The organism is Bacillus sp. UNC41MFS5, from assembly GCF_000686805.1.
Map to the genome: position 1 here is coordinate 436,966 of NZ_KK366018.1, position 18,237 is coordinate 455,202.

Here is an 18,237-nt window from a genome sequence, read left to right on the forward strand (position 1 = left end):
CTTCACTTGCTTACCACGGACACAGTTACATTTAATCTAAAAAAATGAAACGCTTCCTTTATTATACAATACTTAAAACGAGAAAAAACCTTGCAGTGAGCAAAGTTTATTTAAAATCATATAAATTAAGCGTTATGGCAGCAATAGCTGCCATTTGAAGCTATCGTACAGAAAAAATTATTTCACTGAGAGGATTCTAATTTCATTTTCTGCCTCAACCAGCCTGCCGAATCGATATCCTTCAATGAGAACATGCCTCTCATGATCACTTAGTCGACGCTTCCATTTCGTTTCTAAAAAATAGATGACTTCGTTATAGTAAATTTCCGGGTATTCAAAAGGTTTATTCATACATATGTCTCCTTCCTTATCTTAATCACCCTCTGCTTATCAGTCTTGACAATTTGCAGAGAAATTAAAAATAAGATTTTTATCAACAAGTTTAGCCATCAACTTAAACGACTAGATAAAAGGAAAGGGCATGTCATGGCATCCTTTCAAAATATATTTATGCTCTTCCCCCAATGGGAGTTCCGATTGACCAAGCCAAAACGGGCGGATTACTAATGTATTATGGAGGCGATGCCATTGATTTGATTCTGATTATTATCCTTTGTTACCAATGGTTCAAGGGAACCCGACCAAGAACGAATGAGGCTTTAAATGTATTGAATAAGTAAAAGACTGTCCCAAGAAATCTTGGGGCAGTCCTATGTTCTTACGTAACTTTCTCGTCACCTAGTCTAGTTAAATAATAATTTACTAACTCCGGGTATTCTTTTAACTCTGCTTTCCCCTTTTCCGTTATCACATAGGTTCCTCGTTTGATTCTTTCAAACCAACCATAATAGTTTTTCGTAAGAATGGATGAGGTATTTTTCCCCGTTCCTAATTGAATTAACCTCCTGGGTGACAAGGGACCCAAATATTCAAGATAACAAGCAATTTGGATACAATTTTCCTTATAAGCAGTCATAATCTTAGTCCGAGTACTTCCTCCTACATTGTAGTCTGCACTTCGGCCCTTAATTTCCTTCAGAATTGACTCGCGTTTGAGTTTGTTTTTTCTATGCTTAAATGGCGAAGGATCAAATATTATTTCTGCTTTTCCGCGTTTCCCTGGGCTCGAAACAACGATTAATCCCAGCTCCAGCCTGCGAATTAAGTGGCATTTCTCTGTCCACTTTTTGGAATTCTGACGATGTTTCGGTTTCGGGATTGCCACATAAACTTTATCTGTAATCCGCTGCCTTTTGGCTGCTTGGATTAGTAAGTCCACACTTAAAGTGAGCTTTAATTCGACTACAATTAACTCTTCATCCTTGACCGCAACAATATCACAATCTTTCACTTCACCGTAAACCTCATATCCTTCACGGACAAAATAGGCCTGAATGGGTTTATATAAATCTATTTCTTGTAGCTTCTTGGTTTCCTCCATGCGGTATCACCATCCCAATGCCAACCTTAAGAATCATACTATTTTTAATTTTGTTTCTCCCAATATTCATAAATTAATTTTTGAAAAATTTCATTCAAATTTTTCTTTTTTTGTTTTTTAATCCATTCAACCTGGTCGATTGGTAAATTTAGTTTGATACTAACATCCTCATTGGGCATTTCGACTTTTCTTATTTCTTCTATCGTAATGCCATCTTCTATATTAGGAAACCAAGAATCATTTTCGCTGACCCGATTGAAACCTTGGTAGTCTTGAATATCATCGATTTCACAGAATAAATTTATTTGTGGCAATCCGCCAGTTAATATTTTCACGTGCATGATGGAATTGAAAATTCTACCATCCTCTAATTCTATCTCGACAATGACGTTTTCGACGAACTTATACTTTTTTACAACAATCTCACTAACAATCAGATCCAATTCTAGGGCAAAGCCAGAGCTCGATTCAAAGATGTAAATCCCGTTTCTAAAAACTTGGATACTCTCACCATCGATTGTGACTGATTTTACAACTACCATAAACCTATCCTCCATACAATTGTTTAAGTCATTCTATACCGAAAATTCACTCTTTAAATTTACCATAGGAATGATGGTCTGTTGTATTTTTCTATAAACTTTTACAACACAATAATTTCTACGCCATTGGGGAATATTAAAAGTGGCAATTTATTGGAAAGAGGTGCATGTGTAAATGAATCAAAATTATTCCATTGATCCTAACCAAATGCCTAAATTTACAAGTCATGATGAAGCAAGAGAGTGGTTTAAGGGGCAATTTGGCGATCGTTTTTTACTGAGAATGACAGATGTGAAAGATGGAAGAAGAGTAAATTTCTATCATCTCGTCAAAGATCCTGAAGTGTACAAGCCATACATGGAGAGCTTTGCAAGCGTCGTTCCGCATGAAATCACCAATATTAACACCTTTAAAAGCTATACAACCATCGAGATTGATGAAAATGGTAATGTTGATATCAAGGATTAAAAAAATAGGGTATACGGACCCACCGGCTTAAAAAATAACGGGCTGCTCCAACTTGGTTACCATAAATAACCTGTAGCAGCCTTTATTTAAGACCCTATTTCCTATTTACTGCTTCTGCAAAAACAAATAAATCACGATAATATTGTTGCACTTGAATAATAGGTATATCTTTACTCCTTAGTAACTCTAAGGTGTTCCTGTTTAAATGGCAGCCATCACAAATTTTTTTCCACGCTGGAGTTAGCCAGTTCTGAAGTGAGGATAGGTACCGATTTTGCATTTTAACATGCTCAAATAGAAGGATCTTTCCACCTGGTTTACAAACACGTTTCATTTCGATAATGGCTTTTTCCGGATTTGGAATGGTACAAAATACCAGTGTTGCCACAACGGTATCAAAAGTATCTGCAGCAAATGGCAGTTCTTCTGCACTTGCCTGTACGATTTCAATGGGGACAACTGCTTGCCCATGTTTAGTTAATGACCGCTCAATCATGTGCTGACTCGGCTCTATCGCAGTTACTATAACAGGTTCCTCATATAAAGAAAAATTAATCCCAGTACCCGACCCTAATTCAAGAACACTTCCCGTTGCCTTTGCAAGGAGTTCCTTACGAATCCTCTTAAACTTCTTTTTCTCCAACGGCTTCATAAAAAAATCATACCAACTAGCAAACAAACGGCTCAAGATTCTTCACTCCAAATATGCAACTCAAGTTTACATAATAAATTTATAGGTAACTATATAGATATAACAAATTAACATTTCCTCTGACAAAATATAGTTTGTCGCCCCTCTTGTTCACTTTCTTCAAAAAAGAGAACATTCCAATCTCCAAATTCAGCCAGCAACTCATTAGACTGGAGTTTATATTGATTAGATACCCCTTGACTATTGGTCCTCGGTGATTGATAGAAGGTTTCCATAAAAAAATAACCTCCGTCTTTAATCAAGCGCTTCACGATTGGAAAAAGTTTGCGATCGAGGTAATAGGAAATGACAACTACGTCGTAATGATGGCTAGCCCAGATAGGATTATTCAAATCGGTTAGATCACAAACTTGGGCTTGAATCTTGAGTTGATTCTGTGCAGCACATTCCCTAATAAAGTTAATCGCAACATCCGAAATATCAACGGCCTGAACTTGATAGTTCATTCGTGCAAGGAAGAAACTGTTCCCCCCAAGTCCACTCGCTAGGTCAAGTGCATCTCCCCCATTTAAATACACAGAAAGGTTTTCAAGTCTTGGATTTGGTACAGGTTCTTTTAAGTCATTCATACGTTCTTTATATTTATTATTCCATTTCGTTTTACTGTCCATATGAAAACTCCTTAACACTTCGATATAAACCTAAACCTACATCATCAAAGTGGAATTGTCCATTTAGATTCAGATCACATGAAAAAAATTTTTATTTTGTTACATTCCAATATTAGTTAATTGTGTCTGATATAATAAAGGTATCTAAAGTAGACTGAAAAATCAAAAAAGGAGGGCGGAAATGAGAAGTTATATTATTAATCGCTTATTAAAACCAAAATATATAAAAATCATGAAGGCTGAAGGGTATCCATTTACCATGCAGATAAAAAATATAAACATACTTTATGAACAAATGAACACCTATAAAGACACAAAAAATATCCTTTGTCCTTCCAAACCGATTTTAATAGACAATCATGCGCTCGACCGATGGAACGAAAGAGTTGGCCCGATAATCAGTCTAGACCCCTTGCAAAAATCTTTGGAAATAATTTTTCGAAATTGTTCTTATAGAATAGACCAGTTAGCCCCTGGCATTGGCTCCATAGATAATAATATAGTCTTTACTTATGAAAACACTGAAAAAGTATTTAGAATTACCACATTCTATGGACGGAAGAACTTACATCCTAGTCTAAATCAGGTCAAGAACCTAAGAAGATATAACTTGTATTGCAATGAATATGTAAATCTAGCTCTTACCAAAGAAGAATTAAATAGGCAGAACTTGCCGCTAATCCCCAAAGAAATGATTCATTTCCAAGGTCGAATTACTTCCTACATTCTAGAAAAGTATATGATTTCCGATAGGAAACACCCTTGTTTCCTTTGTTATAGCAAAGATAATAAAAGTAATGACTTTTATTCATTTGTGATTAACTTAGAAAACCCAGAAGAAATGTTGATCCCCAATAATGTTTTGTACCTTATAAACAAACTTGGCTACAGTGACTTCATCTTAAAATATTTTTCATTTCACAACCCTGAAAAATTAGATAGGGCAAGAAGCAAGGCCATCGACTATTATATGACTTCAATGCACAACGGGGTGTTTTTTAATTAAAACAGGTCGCCAACAAGCATTGGCGACCAAATTTACTATTGATTATTTAACTGGCTGCATCAATGACGCTTCATACTCCGTTAATGCTTCATCAAGCATACGGAGACCTTCATCAATTTGTTCCTTGGTGACGACTAATGGTGGAATCATTCGAATGACTTCTCCATGATTTCCGCAAAGGTAGAATAGTACACCCTTTTCAAGAGCAAGATCAAGAATTTTTAACAATCCTTCTCCATTCGGTCCACCTGTCACTGGATCAATGATTTCAATCCCAATCATTAAGCCCACCGCGCGGATGCTTCCTATTACAGGGTGTCGTTCCTTGATTTTTTCTAGTTCCTGAACAGCATAACTCCCCATATTCCTAGTGTTTTCAAGAAGGTTTTCCTCTTTCATCACTTCCAAGGTAGCCAGTGCAACAGAACAAGCAATCGGATTACCCCCAAATGTCGTTCCGTGGCTTCCGAGCGGCCATTGTTTCATTAATTCAGCGGAAGCAACCGTTGCGCTAAGCGGCAGGCCATTGGCAATTCCTTTAGCGATGGCCATAATATCAGGGGTAACATCAAAGGTTTGAGCAGCGAACCATTGACCTGTACGGCCAAATCCGGTTTGAACTTCATCAAAAATAAGTAAAATATTATGACGGTCACAAATTTCTCGAACTCTCTTTAACCAGCCCTTCGGCGGAACAACATATCCGCCTTCACCGAGTACCGGCTCTAATATAACACAGGCCACTTCTTCCGGTGTTACTTGATGACTAAATAATGAAGCAAAATCTTTTTCTAATTTCTCAATCACATAGGTCTCTGGATCCATCCCTTCTAGACATTCCTTAACATTAGCATAGGGTACTTGATAGGTAAGACCAGATGGCTGCATGAATTTTCGATATTTGCTTTTAGAGGTAGTTACACTTAATGCCCCTAACGAACGACCATGAAAACAACCGGTAAAGGAAATAACATACGGACGTTTCGTTACATATTTTGCTAGTTTAAGAGCTCCCTCGATGGCTTCCGTCCCACTATTTGCAAAGAAAAAGCAATCAAGGTCTCCTGGTAAAATTTCAGCGAGTTCATCGGCCAATCGTAAAATGGACTCATACATAATTACGCCAGAAGGACCGTGCATCAATCCATCAGCTGCATCTTTAATCGCTTGGACCACTTTAGGATGACGGTGTCCGACATTTGTTACCGCAATCCCAGACGTAAAATCAAGATATTTCTTTCCATCCACCCCAAAATAATAGCAGCCTTCCTCTTTTACCACCGGTAGATTTGGATGATCCTTTGCCATGCTAGGTGCCAGTCGATTTGGCATATTTTTCACCAAGTGATCCCATTTGTTCTCCATACATTAACCCCCGTATTCGTAATACTTATCCCTGAAAATTGCTGTTTTACTTAATCGCTTTTAACGTTTCATCTCGAATCAACGACAATAATTCTTCTTTGTATTCGGCAAACTGGGCGGACGCTTTCACACTGAAATCCCTTGGCCGCTCCAATGCAATCGGAATCCTTTTCTTTAAACGCCCTGGTCTTGCGGTCATAACATATACCGAATCTGCTAAAAAGATCGACTCATCGACATCATGAGTGATAAATAGAATCGTCTTTTTCGACTCTTCCCATGCTTTCAAGAGCACTTCTTGCATAATGTTCCGTGTTTGGGCATCCAATGCCCCAAACGGTTCATCCATTAATAGAATTTTTGGATCGTTTGCCAACGCTCGAGCAATCGCTACCCGTTGTTTCATCCCGCCAGATAACTGAATCGGAAAATGATTTTCAAATCCTTCTAAACCGATTAATTGCAAGTAGTGTCTAGCGATATCGTCTCTCTCTTTTTGAGAAACACCCTTTAGCTTTAACCCAAAGGTAATATTGTCTTTCACTGATAACCATGGAAATAATGTGTACGATTGAAATACCATCCCGCGATCAGGCCCCGGACCATGGATTTCCTGCCCATCAAGGAGCACTTGACCGGAAGTTGCTTCTTCCAACCCAGCGACAATCCTTAATACGGTTGACTTCCCGCAGCCCGAAGGTCCTAAAATCGTGACGAATTCCCCTTCCTCAATCGAAAAGGAGGTTTTTTCCAATGCGGTTGTTTCTCCTTTTTTCGTTTTAAAAACTTTTCCAACCTCTTTAATTTCTAACTTTGGGGTGGCTGTTACTGAAATAACTGATTCACTGCGTTTTGGTTCAACTATATTTTCTCTTTCTTTAACTTTCAATTGAGGTGTGACCATTTAAAAACCATCCTTTCTCATCCAAGAAAACGAAGCCTTGTATATGGCTTTAAAGAGAATATCTGTAATCAGCCCCAGGATACCAATAATCAAGATTCCAACGATGATTTTATCTGGCTGCAGAAAACGAGAAGCCTGCATGATCATATACCCTAAACCACTAGATGCACCAACAATTTCAGCAACCACTAAATACGTCCAGGCCCAGCCAAACGTAATCCGGAGGGTATCAACAATTCCCGGTAGAGAAGCAGGGAGGATAACTTTTGTAAACACTTGTGCCTTCTTTGCCCCTAATGTATAGGAAACATCGACTAAATCATTTTGAACATTCTTCGTGACGTCCATAATCATCAATGTCAGCTGAAAAAACGTTCCAAGGAAAATAACACTCATTTTTTCTGTCTCACCAAGACCAATCCAAAGAATCAGTAAGGGAATGAAAGCAGATGCTGGCATATAACGAATGAAACCAATAATTGGTTCAAAAGCTCCCTCCATAATCCGTAGTGATCCCATTAAGATCCCAAGTGGTATGCCAATAATGGCTGCAGCAAGAAATCCAAACAGGACCCTTGTAAAACTGATCCCTATATCAGAAAGAATTTGACCATTTACAAACATATCCACCGCGGTAGACAATACTGCAGTAGGAGTAGGTAGGAATAAAGGATTGACGAACTGTCCGTAACTAAGTACAGACCAAACTAATAGAAAAATAATAAATGTTATAAAGCCCGCTGAGGTATAAAACACTTTGGGTATTTCCTTATTAGGAGTAAACAATTTTGCGATCAATTTTTTCACCTATTTTCTTATGCGTCTATTTTGTAAAAAAGCCTAACTGATGAGGTAAAAAAAACATCTCATAAGTCAGGCTGTTTAAAGAGAATCCTTAAACTAACTTAAACCTTATCATTATTGGAAACTTGGATTGATAACATCTTCTGCTTTTGGCTCGGTTTTAAGAAGTTTTTGATCCTTATAGAACGAAATCGCATTTTCAGTTGATTGATAGATGGAACCTTTTGCACTTTCTGTTCCAAATAACTTTTCATTATCCTCTTTCGAGAAGAATTTCAAGCCAGTAACTGTTCCTTCAAATTCCTTGACATCAATATTTAAACCTTTAGCCATAATTTCATTGGCTTCTTTTTCATGTTCTTTCCAATAAGTCATGGCTTCTCCCATCGCCTTAACAAAAGCTTTCACATCTTTCGGACGGTTCTTGATCACATCTTCTTTAAAGCTGACCGTATCGACGATGATTCCAGATAAATCTTTAGTTGTTAACAAAACTTTACCGTTTGCTTCTGCCCCTTTTGATAACCATGGCTCCCATGTAACAGCTGCATCCACTTTACCCGCGGCAAAGGCAGCACCTGCATCACCGGCAGACATTTGCACCACTTGTACATCTTTTTCTGTTAATCCGCCTTGTTTTAATGCTTGTAATGCTAACATATGGCTTGTTGAACCAACTTCGAATGCTACTTGTTTCCCTTTTAAATCTTTGACACTATTAATTCCCTTTTTTACGAGGATCCCATCTCCGCCGTAAGAATCATCTAATAACCAAACCACTTGAACTGGAATTTCAGAAGCGGCTAAGGAAACCTGTACATCCAACGCAGTTGCCATCCCATCGATTTTCCCACTAGCTAATGCTTGTTTACGTTCTCCTAATCCTTCGACAATGGAAAGTTCCACATCAATCCCATTCTTTTCGAAAAAGCCCTTTTCTTTTGCTAAAAATAACGGACCGTACCCTGTCCAAGTTGGCAGTGTCACCTTCAATGGTTCAGACGACTTCCCATCCTTTGCACTACTTGCCGCATCCTTTTTACCACATGCTGCTAATGCGAATAACAACACCAGTGAACAAATAACCAATAACCACTTTTTCACTCCAAATTCCCCCTTGTTTTTAAAAATATCGATTTATATCTGTTACTCTTTTAAACGATTAAGAATGAAGGACACCTGATAACATTCCATTTCCTATTTCGTCGGCTTGGCGAACAGCGTCAATTACCATTTCAGGCGAGACTTCAAATGGCATATTTGCCATATCCTCGATGGTAATGGTAAATTCACCAAGCTTCTGCCACTGACTTTCTGTTAAGTTCGTTATTCCCATTTGTTTTAAGGTAAAGGGAAGTCCTACTTCCTGGTAATAACTTATTAACTTTTTCAGTTCATCCTCGCCTGTATTCTCCATACATAACTGTGCAAGAATCCCGAAGGCAACAATTTCACCATGATAGGTATGGTGTACTTCAGGAAAAATTGTTAACCCAGAATAAATAGCATGGGCTCCTGCTGTTCGGCAGTCATCCCCGCCATACCCACTGACACTGCCACTGACCAAAATAATGGTATCAATGACATCTTCTAACTCTTTTGTCACTGTTTGGGTTCGAACAGATGTGACAGCTTTTTCCCCGATTTGAAGCAACGTTTGATAAACCTGTCCTGCTATTGCAACAGCCGTCTGATTTAATATGTTAGGTACCGCTTTTTTCACTGAGGATTTCGTCTCAAACCATTTAGCCAATGTATCTCCAATACCCGCGATTAGAAAACGAACGGGTGCATTCATGATGATTTCCGAATCTACTAAGACTAATTCAGGTGCCTTCGACTTTCTTTCAATCCCAATAAATTCACCATCATTGCTATATAGGATGGCGATAGGCGTGGCTGCTGCACAGGTTGCTGCGATGGTTGGAATGGCAACTAACGGTTTATTAAGTTGATAGGCAACCGCTTTAACTGTATCAATGGATTTGCCTCCACCCGTCGCAATAAGAACATCAATCTGTTCATCCTTTAGGTCGGCTACTAATCGATCGATATTCGCCTGAGATGATTCACCACCATACCAAAGCGAATGTTTTAATAAAATCTCGTGTTCTGACAAACTCTTTCTTAATGAATCTTCTACAAGTCCTCTACTAATCTGGCCTCCAATAAGAGCGGCTGTTTTTCCAAAGTTTTTTATGTACCTACCCGCATCTTCTAGTAAACCATTATTTCTAATATATTGAGCTGGTCCCACCGTTACTTTCATATCACACCCCGAATCCCTTATAAATTGTTTAAAAATGAATAATATTCTATAAATATAAATATTTACCTACTTTATGTCAATATATTTTCTTAATATTCTACTATCAAGTAAAAATACAAATAATACTATAAAAATACACATAATATATTATTTAAAAATATTTTCTTTTATTATTTCTGAATAAATATAATTAACCTCCTTTCTTTCGCCTTGAAATTTCGATGCTTATTTGGTCGCTTCGTTTACGTCTCACATCTAAAAATAGTGCAAGTTTTGTGCCAGTTTTAATCTATTCCGTACTTTCTGATTTTTCTAAACACAGAAGGTTGACTTATCCCTAATGCTTTTGCCATGTCTATCGTTGTTTTGTATTGTTTCCTAGCCTTAAGTAACACTTGCTTTTCCACACTATCCAGAATCTCATTCAATGAACGATTATTGTAATCAACAGACGTCTCATGAGGATAAGATCTTCGAAAATGAGGTGGCAGGTTTTCGATTTCAATCAATTGTTTCGGGGAAGTAACTACCAGTCTTTCAATTAAATTGATTAATTCACGAACATTTCCTTTCCATTCTTGGGTAAATAACAAATGCAAAACACCTTCATCAAGGCTTCGTTCACGGTGATACTTTTTAGAAAAATACGTTAAAAAGTATTCAATTAACGGGATAATATCGGTTGAGCGCTTTCTTAATGGCGGGATGGTAATGGGTACAACATTTAAACGGAAGTAGAGGTCATGTCTAAATATTTTTTCTTCCACTGCTTTCTCTAAGTCTCGATTTGTTGCGGCAAGAATACGGAAATCAACGGTTCGCAGCTTCGTTCCACCAACACGGTAAAATTGCTTTTCCTGAATGAATTTGAGGATTTTCACTTGATTGACTAACGATAACTCACCAATTTCATCTAAAAATAAGGTCCCGCCTTCTGCAAGCTCCGCTAGCCCAATCTTGCCTTTTGAATGGGCTCCAGTAAATGCCCCTGACTCATATCCGAAAAACTCCGCCTCAAACAGCGCTTCTGGGATCGCGCCGCAGTTTACTTCGATAAAAGGGCCGTCTTTCCGAGAACTTTTTTTATGAACGAATTTCGCAATATGTGATTTGCCTACCCCTGTTTCGCCTAGCAGCAATACATTGACATCAATTTCAGCCACTTGCAGGGCGAGCTGGAGTACTTTTTTCATTTCTGTACTCGTTGCAATCATTCCGTCTGAATCAAAATGAAGATTTCTTAGCATTTCCAGTTCACTTTTCACTCGTTCCATTTCGTCTTCGATGTCCATTAAGTATTTTTTCATGTTAAGTAACTCGGTAACATCATGCGAATAACTGACAATCCGCACTAAATGATCGTTATGATCGAAAACAGGAATCCCGGTTACAAGTAACTTTTCCCCATTATTGGTTGTTTGGACCAGGGTTATTTTCTTTTTTTCTTTAATAACCAACGGCGTCAAAATCGGTGTAAAAACCCCTTCTTTTTCAAGTTCATAAACAGATCGACCAACCATTTCATTCGCCTTCATATTATAAATTCCTTCGGTTGCTTCGCTTACCTTTAAAATAATCCCATCTGTATCGGTGACTAAAATATCGTCTTGTAATGATTGAAGAATGGCTTCACTTTCATTCCAAACTTTTTTTTCATCACTCACAAATTCCCCTCCCTTCTTGAATTTTACCACCCCATTTATTATTCATTTTTGAATAAAAAACGAGGTAAACTTCTTGATAGTACAGTTATATCAGATAATTAATAAAATTTATACTTTTTTAAATAATTTATTCAATATTGTATAATTAAAATCTTTCATCTGAAATGCATTAGAAAATAAGTACTGAATTAAAAGTATGTAGTGGATTCACATTCGTAGTGATAGCTTCATAAGAGAAATACTATTACGCTATGATTACCGCTAAGACCGATAAATTGATATAACGGGGATCATAGGACCTCTATGGTTACCGCTAAGGCCGAAAATTCGGTGTAACGGGCATCATACCCTCTCTATGGTTACCGATAAGACCGAAAATTTGGTGTAATGGGCATCATACCCTCTCTATGGTTACCGCCAAGACCAAAAATTCGGTGTAACGGGCATCATACCCTCTCTATGGTTACCGATAAGACCGAAAATTTGGTGTAATGGGCATCATATCCTCATTTTGCTTTTTTGGATTAGACCGTTTGGGCTCAGTTGTCTTTTTTTTTATGATAAAATAGCAATATGACAAACGATGAAAATATCTTAAACGAGGGTGGATGAATCTTGAACAAAAGAATTGCTTTATCGTGGAGTGGCGGGAAGGATTGTTGTATGGCTTTAGATACCCTAGTATCGCAGGGATTTGAAGTAGTCTGCTTGGTTACGACTGTACCTAAAGAATTAGGGCGAACATTTGGTCATGGCGAGCGAACGGAAATGATTAAACTACAAGGTGAATCGTTAAACATACCAATTCATTTTATCGAATGTACATACGAAAACTATACAAGTCAATTTGTCAACGCAATAGAACACTTGAAAAATCAATTTAATGTAACGGGGATTGCATACGGAGATTTGTATCTAGATGAACATCGAGAATGGGGAGAAAAAGTAGCGGCTGCTGCAAATATCCACTCATTGTACCCATTATGGATGAAAAAGGAAGAAGCCCTACAATCTTTAGGGAAGTTTGTCCAATCGGGGTATGAAGCAATTGTGATTCGAGTACGGGAGGATGTTCTAAATGACACCTGGCTTGGTAGAATTGTAGATGAGACCTTTCTGCGAGATGTACAAAAGACTAGTATTTGTCCCATGGGAGAAGCGGGTGAATATCATACTTTTGTATATGATGGACCTCTATTTTCAAAAAGAATTCAATTGGAACAAGGAGAATTAATCCAACTAGAAACGACAAAGAAACTAGAATTTAAGAGATATAGCTTAATGGAGAGTTAAGACTACAATTGGGGTTAAAATAACAAAAGGAGGTTGCCCCTTTTGTTATTTCGACCACTATTAATACGGATCGGAAGGTTCCCCCATTTCCTGAGCTTTTTTCACAGCATCTTCCATTTTTGAATCTACAGTTTTTCCAGCTTTCTTTATCCCTTCTGCAATCCTCTTTCCATAATCTGGATCACATTGTGTCAGCATTTCCACCATTCGGTCTTGAATTTCTTTTCGACAAGCAGCAAGTGCTCCCGATAAGTTTGAAATTAATTCATTCTTCTCCCAGTCGTTCAATCGCCGGTAGGTTTCACCCGCTTGACCAAAGTTATTGTCGCGTGAGATTCGTTCTCTCACTAGGTTCCCTTCCACATGCGGCTGATGTTCTTTACCAGGGTTCTTCGCTTCTTTTAATCCGCCAATAAGGGATGGTTCATAATTAACATGAGGATTTTTTAACTTACCGAAATCCTGTCTATAATCCATTTGGCCCCCGTCTTGGTTTGTCGCAACATGAGTTTTTGGTCGATTGATAGGCAGCTGTAAGTAGTTGGTGCCCACCCGGTACCGCTGGGTATCAGAATAAGAGTAGGTACGCCCCTGTAATAATTTATCATCAGAGAAATCAAGGCCATCTACGAGCACACCAGTGCCAAAAGCTACTTGTTCCACTTCAGCAAAGTAATTTTCTGGATTTTTATTTAAGACCATTCTTCCAACTTTATGCCATGGAAAATCTTCTTTATACCATAGCTTGGTTGGATCAAGTGGATCGAAATCCAGTTCCGGATGCTCACCATCTTCCATGATTTGAACATAAAGTTCCCATTCTGGATAATCGCCTTTTTCAATTGCTTCATATAAGTCTTGAGTCGCATGACTATAATTCATGCTTTGAATTTCATCTGCTTCTTGTTGGCTTAGATTTTTTATTCCCTGTTTTGGCTCCCAATGATATTTAACAAGTACCGCTTTTCCTTCTTCATTCACCCACTTATACGCATGCACACCTGAGCCTTGCATTTGCCGGTAGTTGGCAGGAATACCCCACGGAGAAAAGACAAAGGTTACCATATGCATAGATTCCGGTGTTTGGCATAAGAAGTCAAACATCCTTTCCGGGTCTGACAGGTTTGTAACCGGACTAGGCTTAAAGGAATGGACCATATCAGGAAATTTTAATGGATCTCTAATAAAAAATATCTTTAAGTTATTCCCTACTAAATCCCAATTCCCATCCTCAGTATAAAATTTAATCGCAAATCCTCTTGGGTCGCGTAATGTTTCTGGTGAATGCCCGCCATGAACGACGGACGAAAAACGTACAAATACAGGTGTTTGTTTTTCAGTATTCGTAAACACCTTCGCCCTCGTATATTTCGAAATCGGTTCTCCATTTATGGTTCCATACGATTCAAAATATCCATGAGCACCAGCACCGCGCGCATGAACGATACGCTCTGGAATTTTTTCGCGGTCAAAATGGCTGATTTTTTCTAAGAAATCATAATTCTCTAATGTCATAGGTCCACGGTTTCCTACGGTCCGAACATTTTGGTTATCTGTTACGGGGTGTCCCTGTCGGTTGGTTAGTATTTCTTCAGAATACTCGTTCTCTCCATTTACTTGATTTCCCATATTATTAACCTCCTTTTCATCACCTTTGTAAGTATTTCCAGAAGGATAAGGGATATGCAGAAAATACCAATTCCCATAAAAAAAGGGGGAAAATCAGCTTTTAACTGATTTTCCCCTTTCCGAAATTAATTATTGTTCAGAATATTTTTTAAAGTTATCTAAAATCGCCTGCCAACCTGCTTGTTGCATCTCAATTGGATTGGTCGTTTCCGCATCGAAAGTTTCGATTACCTCGGTTTCGTTTTCGTGACCTTTAAAGGTAATAGTCACTTTTCTTCCATCCCCCATGGTATATGAGATAACCTCATGTAATTTCACTTCATCATAAATCCCACCAAAATCAAAGCCAAAACTGCCATCCTTTGCTTCCATTCTTGTTAGGAATTTTCCACCAACCGTTAAATCATTTTCTGCAACTGGCGTATGCCAGTCTTCTGAAGCATTGTTCCATTGGGTGATGTGTTTTGGCTCTGTCCAATTTTCCCACACTTTTTCTACTGGCGCATGAACATTTGTTTGTACAGTAATTTTTTCAAAATTGCTTGTTGTCATTTGAATTTCCACCTTTCAACATATAGTGAGTTTATTATGTAGATTGAATTCCTTCATGCTGTCACAAACCTAATAATATCTTATCAACTCTTCCTTGTAACCGCAATCACTAGTCTTGATAAAGGAAACACAAAAAAACAAAAAAGCCAGGATTGGGTTTCCCATCCTGGCTGAATCAAGTGGTGCCTGACACCTTATTCAGTGGCCCGTGGACTGCTTTCAAATCCTCCTTTTTTATGTGAACCATCACAGAACGGCTTTTTATTGGAAAGGCCGCAACGGCAGAGATACACTTTTGCCTTTTTTGGATATTCCTTGCCCTCAGAATCAAAGATCTGAAAATCACCACTTACCTGCAATGGTCCATTATTACTAATCTTAATTTGATTTTCCATCATTATCACATCTCCTCAGTTTTTTATTAATGAAAAAAATTCAGAACGTAAATCAGCTTGTGCGCCAAATACCCCATGGATGCTTGACGTTGTGGTGGACGTAGTGGATTTTTTTGTTCCCCTGCTGCACATACACATGTGTTTGGCTTCAATGACAACGATTGTTCCTTCTGGCGCCAAAACCTCTTCCATCGCGGCGGCAATCTGCGTTGTAAGCCGTTCTTGCACTTGAAATCTTTTCGCATACCCATCCACCAATCGACCAATTTTTGATAAACCAGTGATTTTCTCATTTGGGATATAACCTACATGGGCAACGCCAAAAAAAGGAGCAAAATGATGTTCACACATCGAAAAGAACTCAATATCCTTTACTAAAATCAATCCCTTATGTTCAATATCAAACGTCTTCTCGAGATGGTGTTTTGGGTCCTCATGATAACCTTCCGTGTACTCGAGAAATGCATTGAGTACCCTAAATGGAGTTTCTTGTAGTCCATCTCGATCAGGATCATCCCCACACAATTGAATTAATTGTCTAATTGCCGTGTTGAAAAAATTTACATCCATTAAATTTCGATGGTTTTCCTGTGCATGGTGTTTAAACAAGCTCGGGAATTTCTCCGATAATAAAAGATATTGATCACTTGTCATTACACATCATTCCTTTGACATGGTATTGGAGGGTTCATCCTCGATGATTAAACTAGGTGTCTTATGATTCACTTGCTCATTTTGTTGAACTCGAAAAGCGCAGCAGCCATCCCCATTCTGAAGACGTTGTTCTCTATGCACCTTGCATCCAAGTAGCTGGGTCAGAACAGAAACGGTCACACTGCACAAGATAGGACGCTCGAGAGCAACATTATGAAAGGGACAATTCCGCTCAATTAGGTAATAATCCTTACCCTTTTTGACTACTTCCATATAAGAGTCATTTTTTGTATAAAAATCCTTAAGCACTTTTATTCTTTCGGAGGTACTAAGCCCCGACAATTTTGGTTCCCATTCACGAACCCTTTCTTCAACCATCGCAGCAAGCACATCTTTAAGGTCATTTATTCCGAGATGTTTGACCAACGTGTCAAGAACTTCAATCGTTAAGTGATCATAGTTTTTTTCAAAGAGATGTTCACCTGCAGAGGTTAAGCGGTATCGGATATGAGGCCGGCCAATGCCATTTTGCTTTTCGGAAATCCTGACAATCCAGCCATCCCTTTCTAAATGGAGGAGATGCTGACGGACAGCCTCACCGGACATATCTAGCAATGAGGCCAGTTCGCTCATGGATGAAGCACCACTTGTTTTAATCGCATGAACGATTCTTCTTCTTGGCTCCGATAAATGTTCGGCTTGAAAACTCAGGTCTCTCCCCTCCCTGCTCTTTCTTAAATGTATATTCAGCAATCTTTCGAATAGTTCAAGATTTTTATTGAATAAATGGAAAAATTCATTTTTCAAAGACCAATAAAAAAATCCCTTTCAAAGGGATTTTTTAGAAAACAATCGTTTTATTTTGATGGACAATAATGCGGTCCTCGATATGCCATTTCACAGCTCGTGCTAAAACGCTTCTCTCAATTCTACGACCGATCTTTTTAAGGCTATCGACATTATCATGGTGATCGACCCGGCTGATATCTTGTTCGATAATAGGTCCTTCATCGAGGTCATTTGTTACATAATGAGAAGTGGCACCAATCAATTTCACACCGCGGCCAAATGCTCGTTCATACGGTCTTGCCCCAACGAAAGCTGGTAAAAAGGAATGGTGAATATTGATAATTTTGTTAGGATTTTCCACGACAAATGTTGGAGATAAGATTTGCATGTAGCGGGCCAACACCACGAAATCAATCTCATACTCTTCTAGAAGTTTCAGCTGGGTGGCTTCGGCTTGTCCACGAATATCTTTATTGGCCGGTACGAAATAAAACGGGATGTTCAGCCCTTCGACAACCTCTCTTGCCGTTTCATGATTACTAATCACAAGGGCAATATCAGCCATTAAATCACCGCTTTGCCATTCCCATAAAAGTTCAAGCAAACAATGAAGTTCTTTTGAAACAAAGATTGCCGCTTTTTTCACATGATAAACGTGCGTAAGGTTCCATTCCATGGAAAACTCTTTGCCAATTTCAGCAAACTGGCTCTCCATCTCTTTTGCTTTTTCCTTTAAATTCGGACATTCAAATTCGATTCGGATGAAAAAAGTGCCGCCCTCAGGGTTGGTAGAGTATTGGCTGGATTCAATAATATTTGCATTATAGGAAAACAAAAATTTTGAAATCGCCGCAACAATTCCAGGCTGGTCAGGGCAACTTACTAATAGACAACCCCGATTCTTATTCTTTTCTTGAAATAGTTCAATTTGATCTTTTATAAAGGCGTTCATGTCCACAAAACCTCTCTAAATGTTGTTTTACACATTATACATTAGATGGTCTCATTAGTTAATCATTATTTTGAAAATTCCTAACTGCGGAAACATTTAGGATACGCTATCAACAAAATTGGTTACGGGCACATGATCAAAATAAAAAATAATGCTGTCCCTTATTTCTATTGGTTACTTTTCTTT

At 38.3% G+C, this 18,237-nt stretch carries 20 protein-coding genes and 1 pseudogene; 4 read left to right on the top strand and 17 right to left on the bottom strand.

Features of this window, described 5'->3' with window-relative positions:
* Positions 1-177: 177 nt before the first annotated feature.
* Positions 178-351, bottom strand: coding sequence for a hypothetical protein (locus BR30_RS36975; RefSeq protein ID WP_155928838.1), 174 nt, complete (start codon positions 349-351; stop codon positions 178-180).
* Between the two features lie 128 nt (positions 352-479).
* Here BR30_RS36975 and BR30_RS38190 point away from each other — a divergent pair.
* Positions 480-680: pseudogene (locus tag BR30_RS38190) on the top strand (hypothetical protein); the annotation flags it as partial.
* Between the two features lie 38 nt (positions 681-718).
* On the opposite strand, the gene BR30_RS0125795 reads toward BR30_RS38190, so the two are convergent.
* Together BR30_RS0125795 and BR30_RS0125800 are read right to left on the bottom strand one after the other, a co-directional pair.
* The gene (locus BR30_RS0125795; RefSeq protein ID WP_026567540.1) at positions 719-1,441 is read right to left on the bottom strand and encodes a DUF2161 domain-containing phosphodiesterase; all 723 of its coding nucleotides are present in this window, start codon (positions 1,439-1,441) and stop codon (positions 719-721) included.
* A 44-nt stretch (positions 1,442-1,485) separates the two neighbouring features.
* Positions 1,486-1,983, bottom strand: a complete 498-nt coding sequence (locus BR30_RS0125800; protein WP_026567541.1) for a hypothetical protein — start codon at positions 1,981-1,983, stop codon at positions 1,486-1,488.
* A 175-nt stretch (positions 1,984-2,158) separates the two neighbouring features.
* Between BR30_RS0125800 and BR30_RS34555 the strand changes: the two genes are divergently transcribed.
* The gene (locus tag BR30_RS34555) at positions 2,159-2,452 is read left to right on the top strand and encodes a hypothetical protein (RefSeq protein ID WP_035446129.1); all 294 of its coding nucleotides are present in this window, start codon (positions 2,159-2,161) and stop codon (positions 2,450-2,452) included.
* A 94-nt stretch (positions 2,453-2,546) separates the two neighbouring features.
* Here BR30_RS34555 and BR30_RS0125810 read toward each other — a convergent pair whose 3' ends face one another.
* Positions 2,547-3,140, bottom strand: a complete 594-nt coding sequence (locus BR30_RS0125810; RefSeq protein ID WP_026567542.1) for a class I SAM-dependent methyltransferase — start codon at positions 3,138-3,140, stop codon at positions 2,547-2,549.
* A 71-nt stretch (positions 3,141-3,211) separates the two neighbouring features.
* Positions 3,212-3,775 (bottom strand): class I SAM-dependent methyltransferase, encoded by a 564-nt coding sequence (locus BR30_RS0125815; RefSeq protein ID WP_026567543.1) that lies wholly within the window; start codon positions 3,773-3,775, stop codon positions 3,212-3,214.
* 181 nt (positions 3,776-3,956) lie between these two features.
* On the opposite strand from BR30_RS0125815, the gene BR30_RS0125820 reads away from it, so the two are divergent.
* Positions 3,957-4,781, top strand: coding sequence for a hypothetical protein (locus BR30_RS0125820; protein WP_026567544.1), 825 nt, complete (start codon positions 3,957-3,959; stop codon positions 4,779-4,781).
* 42 nt (positions 4,782-4,823) lie between these two features.
* Here BR30_RS0125820 and BR30_RS0125825 read toward each other — a convergent pair whose 3' ends face one another.
* The 6 genes from BR30_RS0125825 to BR30_RS0125850 all read right to left on the bottom strand — a co-directional run bounded on the left by BR30_RS0125825 (position 4,824) and on the right by BR30_RS0125850 (position 11,787).
* Entirely contained in the window at positions 4,824-6,146 is a 1,323-nt protein-coding gene (locus BR30_RS0125825) for an aspartate aminotransferase family protein (protein WP_026567545.1), read from the bottom strand.
* Positions 6,147-6,192: 46 nt separating this feature from the next.
* Positions 6,193-7,050, bottom strand: a complete 858-nt coding sequence (locus BR30_RS0125830; RefSeq protein ID WP_081825581.1) for an ABC transporter ATP-binding protein — start codon at positions 7,048-7,050, stop codon at positions 6,193-6,195.
* Positions 7,051-7,848, bottom strand: coding sequence for an ABC transporter permease (locus tag BR30_RS0125835; protein WP_026567547.1), 798 nt, complete (start codon positions 7,846-7,848; stop codon positions 7,051-7,053).
* Between the two features lie 120 nt (positions 7,849-7,968).
* The gene (locus tag BR30_RS0125840) at positions 7,969-8,958 is read right to left on the bottom strand and encodes an ABC transporter substrate-binding protein (protein ID WP_026567548.1); all 990 of its coding nucleotides are present in this window, start codon (positions 8,956-8,958) and stop codon (positions 7,969-7,971) included.
* 58 nt (positions 8,959-9,016) lie between these two features.
* Positions 9,017-10,123, bottom strand: a complete 1,107-nt coding sequence (locus BR30_RS0125845) for an iron-containing alcohol dehydrogenase family protein (protein WP_026567549.1) — start codon at positions 10,121-10,123, stop codon at positions 9,017-9,019.
* 284 nt (positions 10,124-10,407) lie between these two features.
* Positions 10,408-11,787: a sigma-54 interaction domain-containing protein gene (locus BR30_RS0125850; RefSeq protein ID WP_026567550.1), complete on the bottom strand. Its 1,380-nt coding sequence runs from the start codon at positions 11,785-11,787 to the stop codon at positions 10,408-10,410.
* Positions 11,788-12,402: 615 nt separating this feature from the next.
* On the opposite strand from BR30_RS0125850, the gene BR30_RS0125855 reads away from it, so the two are divergent.
* On the top strand, positions 12,403-13,080 hold the full coding sequence (locus tag BR30_RS0125855; RefSeq protein ID WP_026567551.1) for a Dph6-related ATP pyrophosphatase: 678 nt from the start codon (positions 12,403-12,405) through the stop codon (positions 13,078-13,080).
* A 60-nt stretch (positions 13,081-13,140) separates the two neighbouring features.
* Here the strand turns inward: BR30_RS0125855 and BR30_RS0125860 are convergent, their stop codons facing one another.
* The 6 genes from BR30_RS0125860 to purU form a co-directional block, all read right to left on the bottom strand.
* On the bottom strand, positions 13,141-14,709 hold the full coding sequence (locus BR30_RS0125860) for a catalase (protein ID WP_026567552.1): 1,569 nt from the start codon (positions 14,707-14,709) through the stop codon (positions 13,141-13,143).
* Between the two features lie 129 nt (positions 14,710-14,838).
* Positions 14,839-15,261 carry an SRPBCC family protein gene (locus BR30_RS0125865; RefSeq protein ID WP_026567553.1) on the bottom strand — a complete coding sequence of 141 codons (423 nt, stop codon included), beginning with the start codon at positions 15,259-15,261 and terminating at the stop codon, positions 14,839-14,841.
* Positions 15,262-15,455: 194 nt separating this feature from the next.
* Entirely contained in the window at positions 15,456-15,659 is a 204-nt protein-coding gene (locus tag BR30_RS0125870; RefSeq protein WP_026567554.1) for a CDGSH iron-sulfur domain-containing protein, read from the bottom strand.
* A gap of 12 nt (positions 15,660-15,671) precedes the next feature.
* Entirely contained in the window at positions 15,672-16,310 is a 639-nt protein-coding gene (folE, locus tag BR30_RS0125875; protein ID WP_026567555.1) for a GTP cyclohydrolase I FolE, read from the bottom strand.
* A 6-nt stretch (positions 16,311-16,316) separates the two neighbouring features.
* Positions 16,317-17,117, bottom strand: a complete 801-nt coding sequence (locus tag BR30_RS34560) for a helix-turn-helix transcriptional regulator (protein ID WP_051633778.1) — start codon at positions 17,115-17,117, stop codon at positions 16,317-16,319.
* A gap of 34 nt (positions 17,118-17,151) precedes the next feature.
* Positions 17,152-18,051, bottom strand: coding sequence for a formyltetrahydrofolate deformylase (gene purU, locus BR30_RS0125885; protein WP_026567556.1), 900 nt, complete (start codon positions 18,049-18,051; stop codon positions 17,152-17,154).
* Between the last annotated feature and the right edge of the window lie 186 nt (positions 18,052-18,237).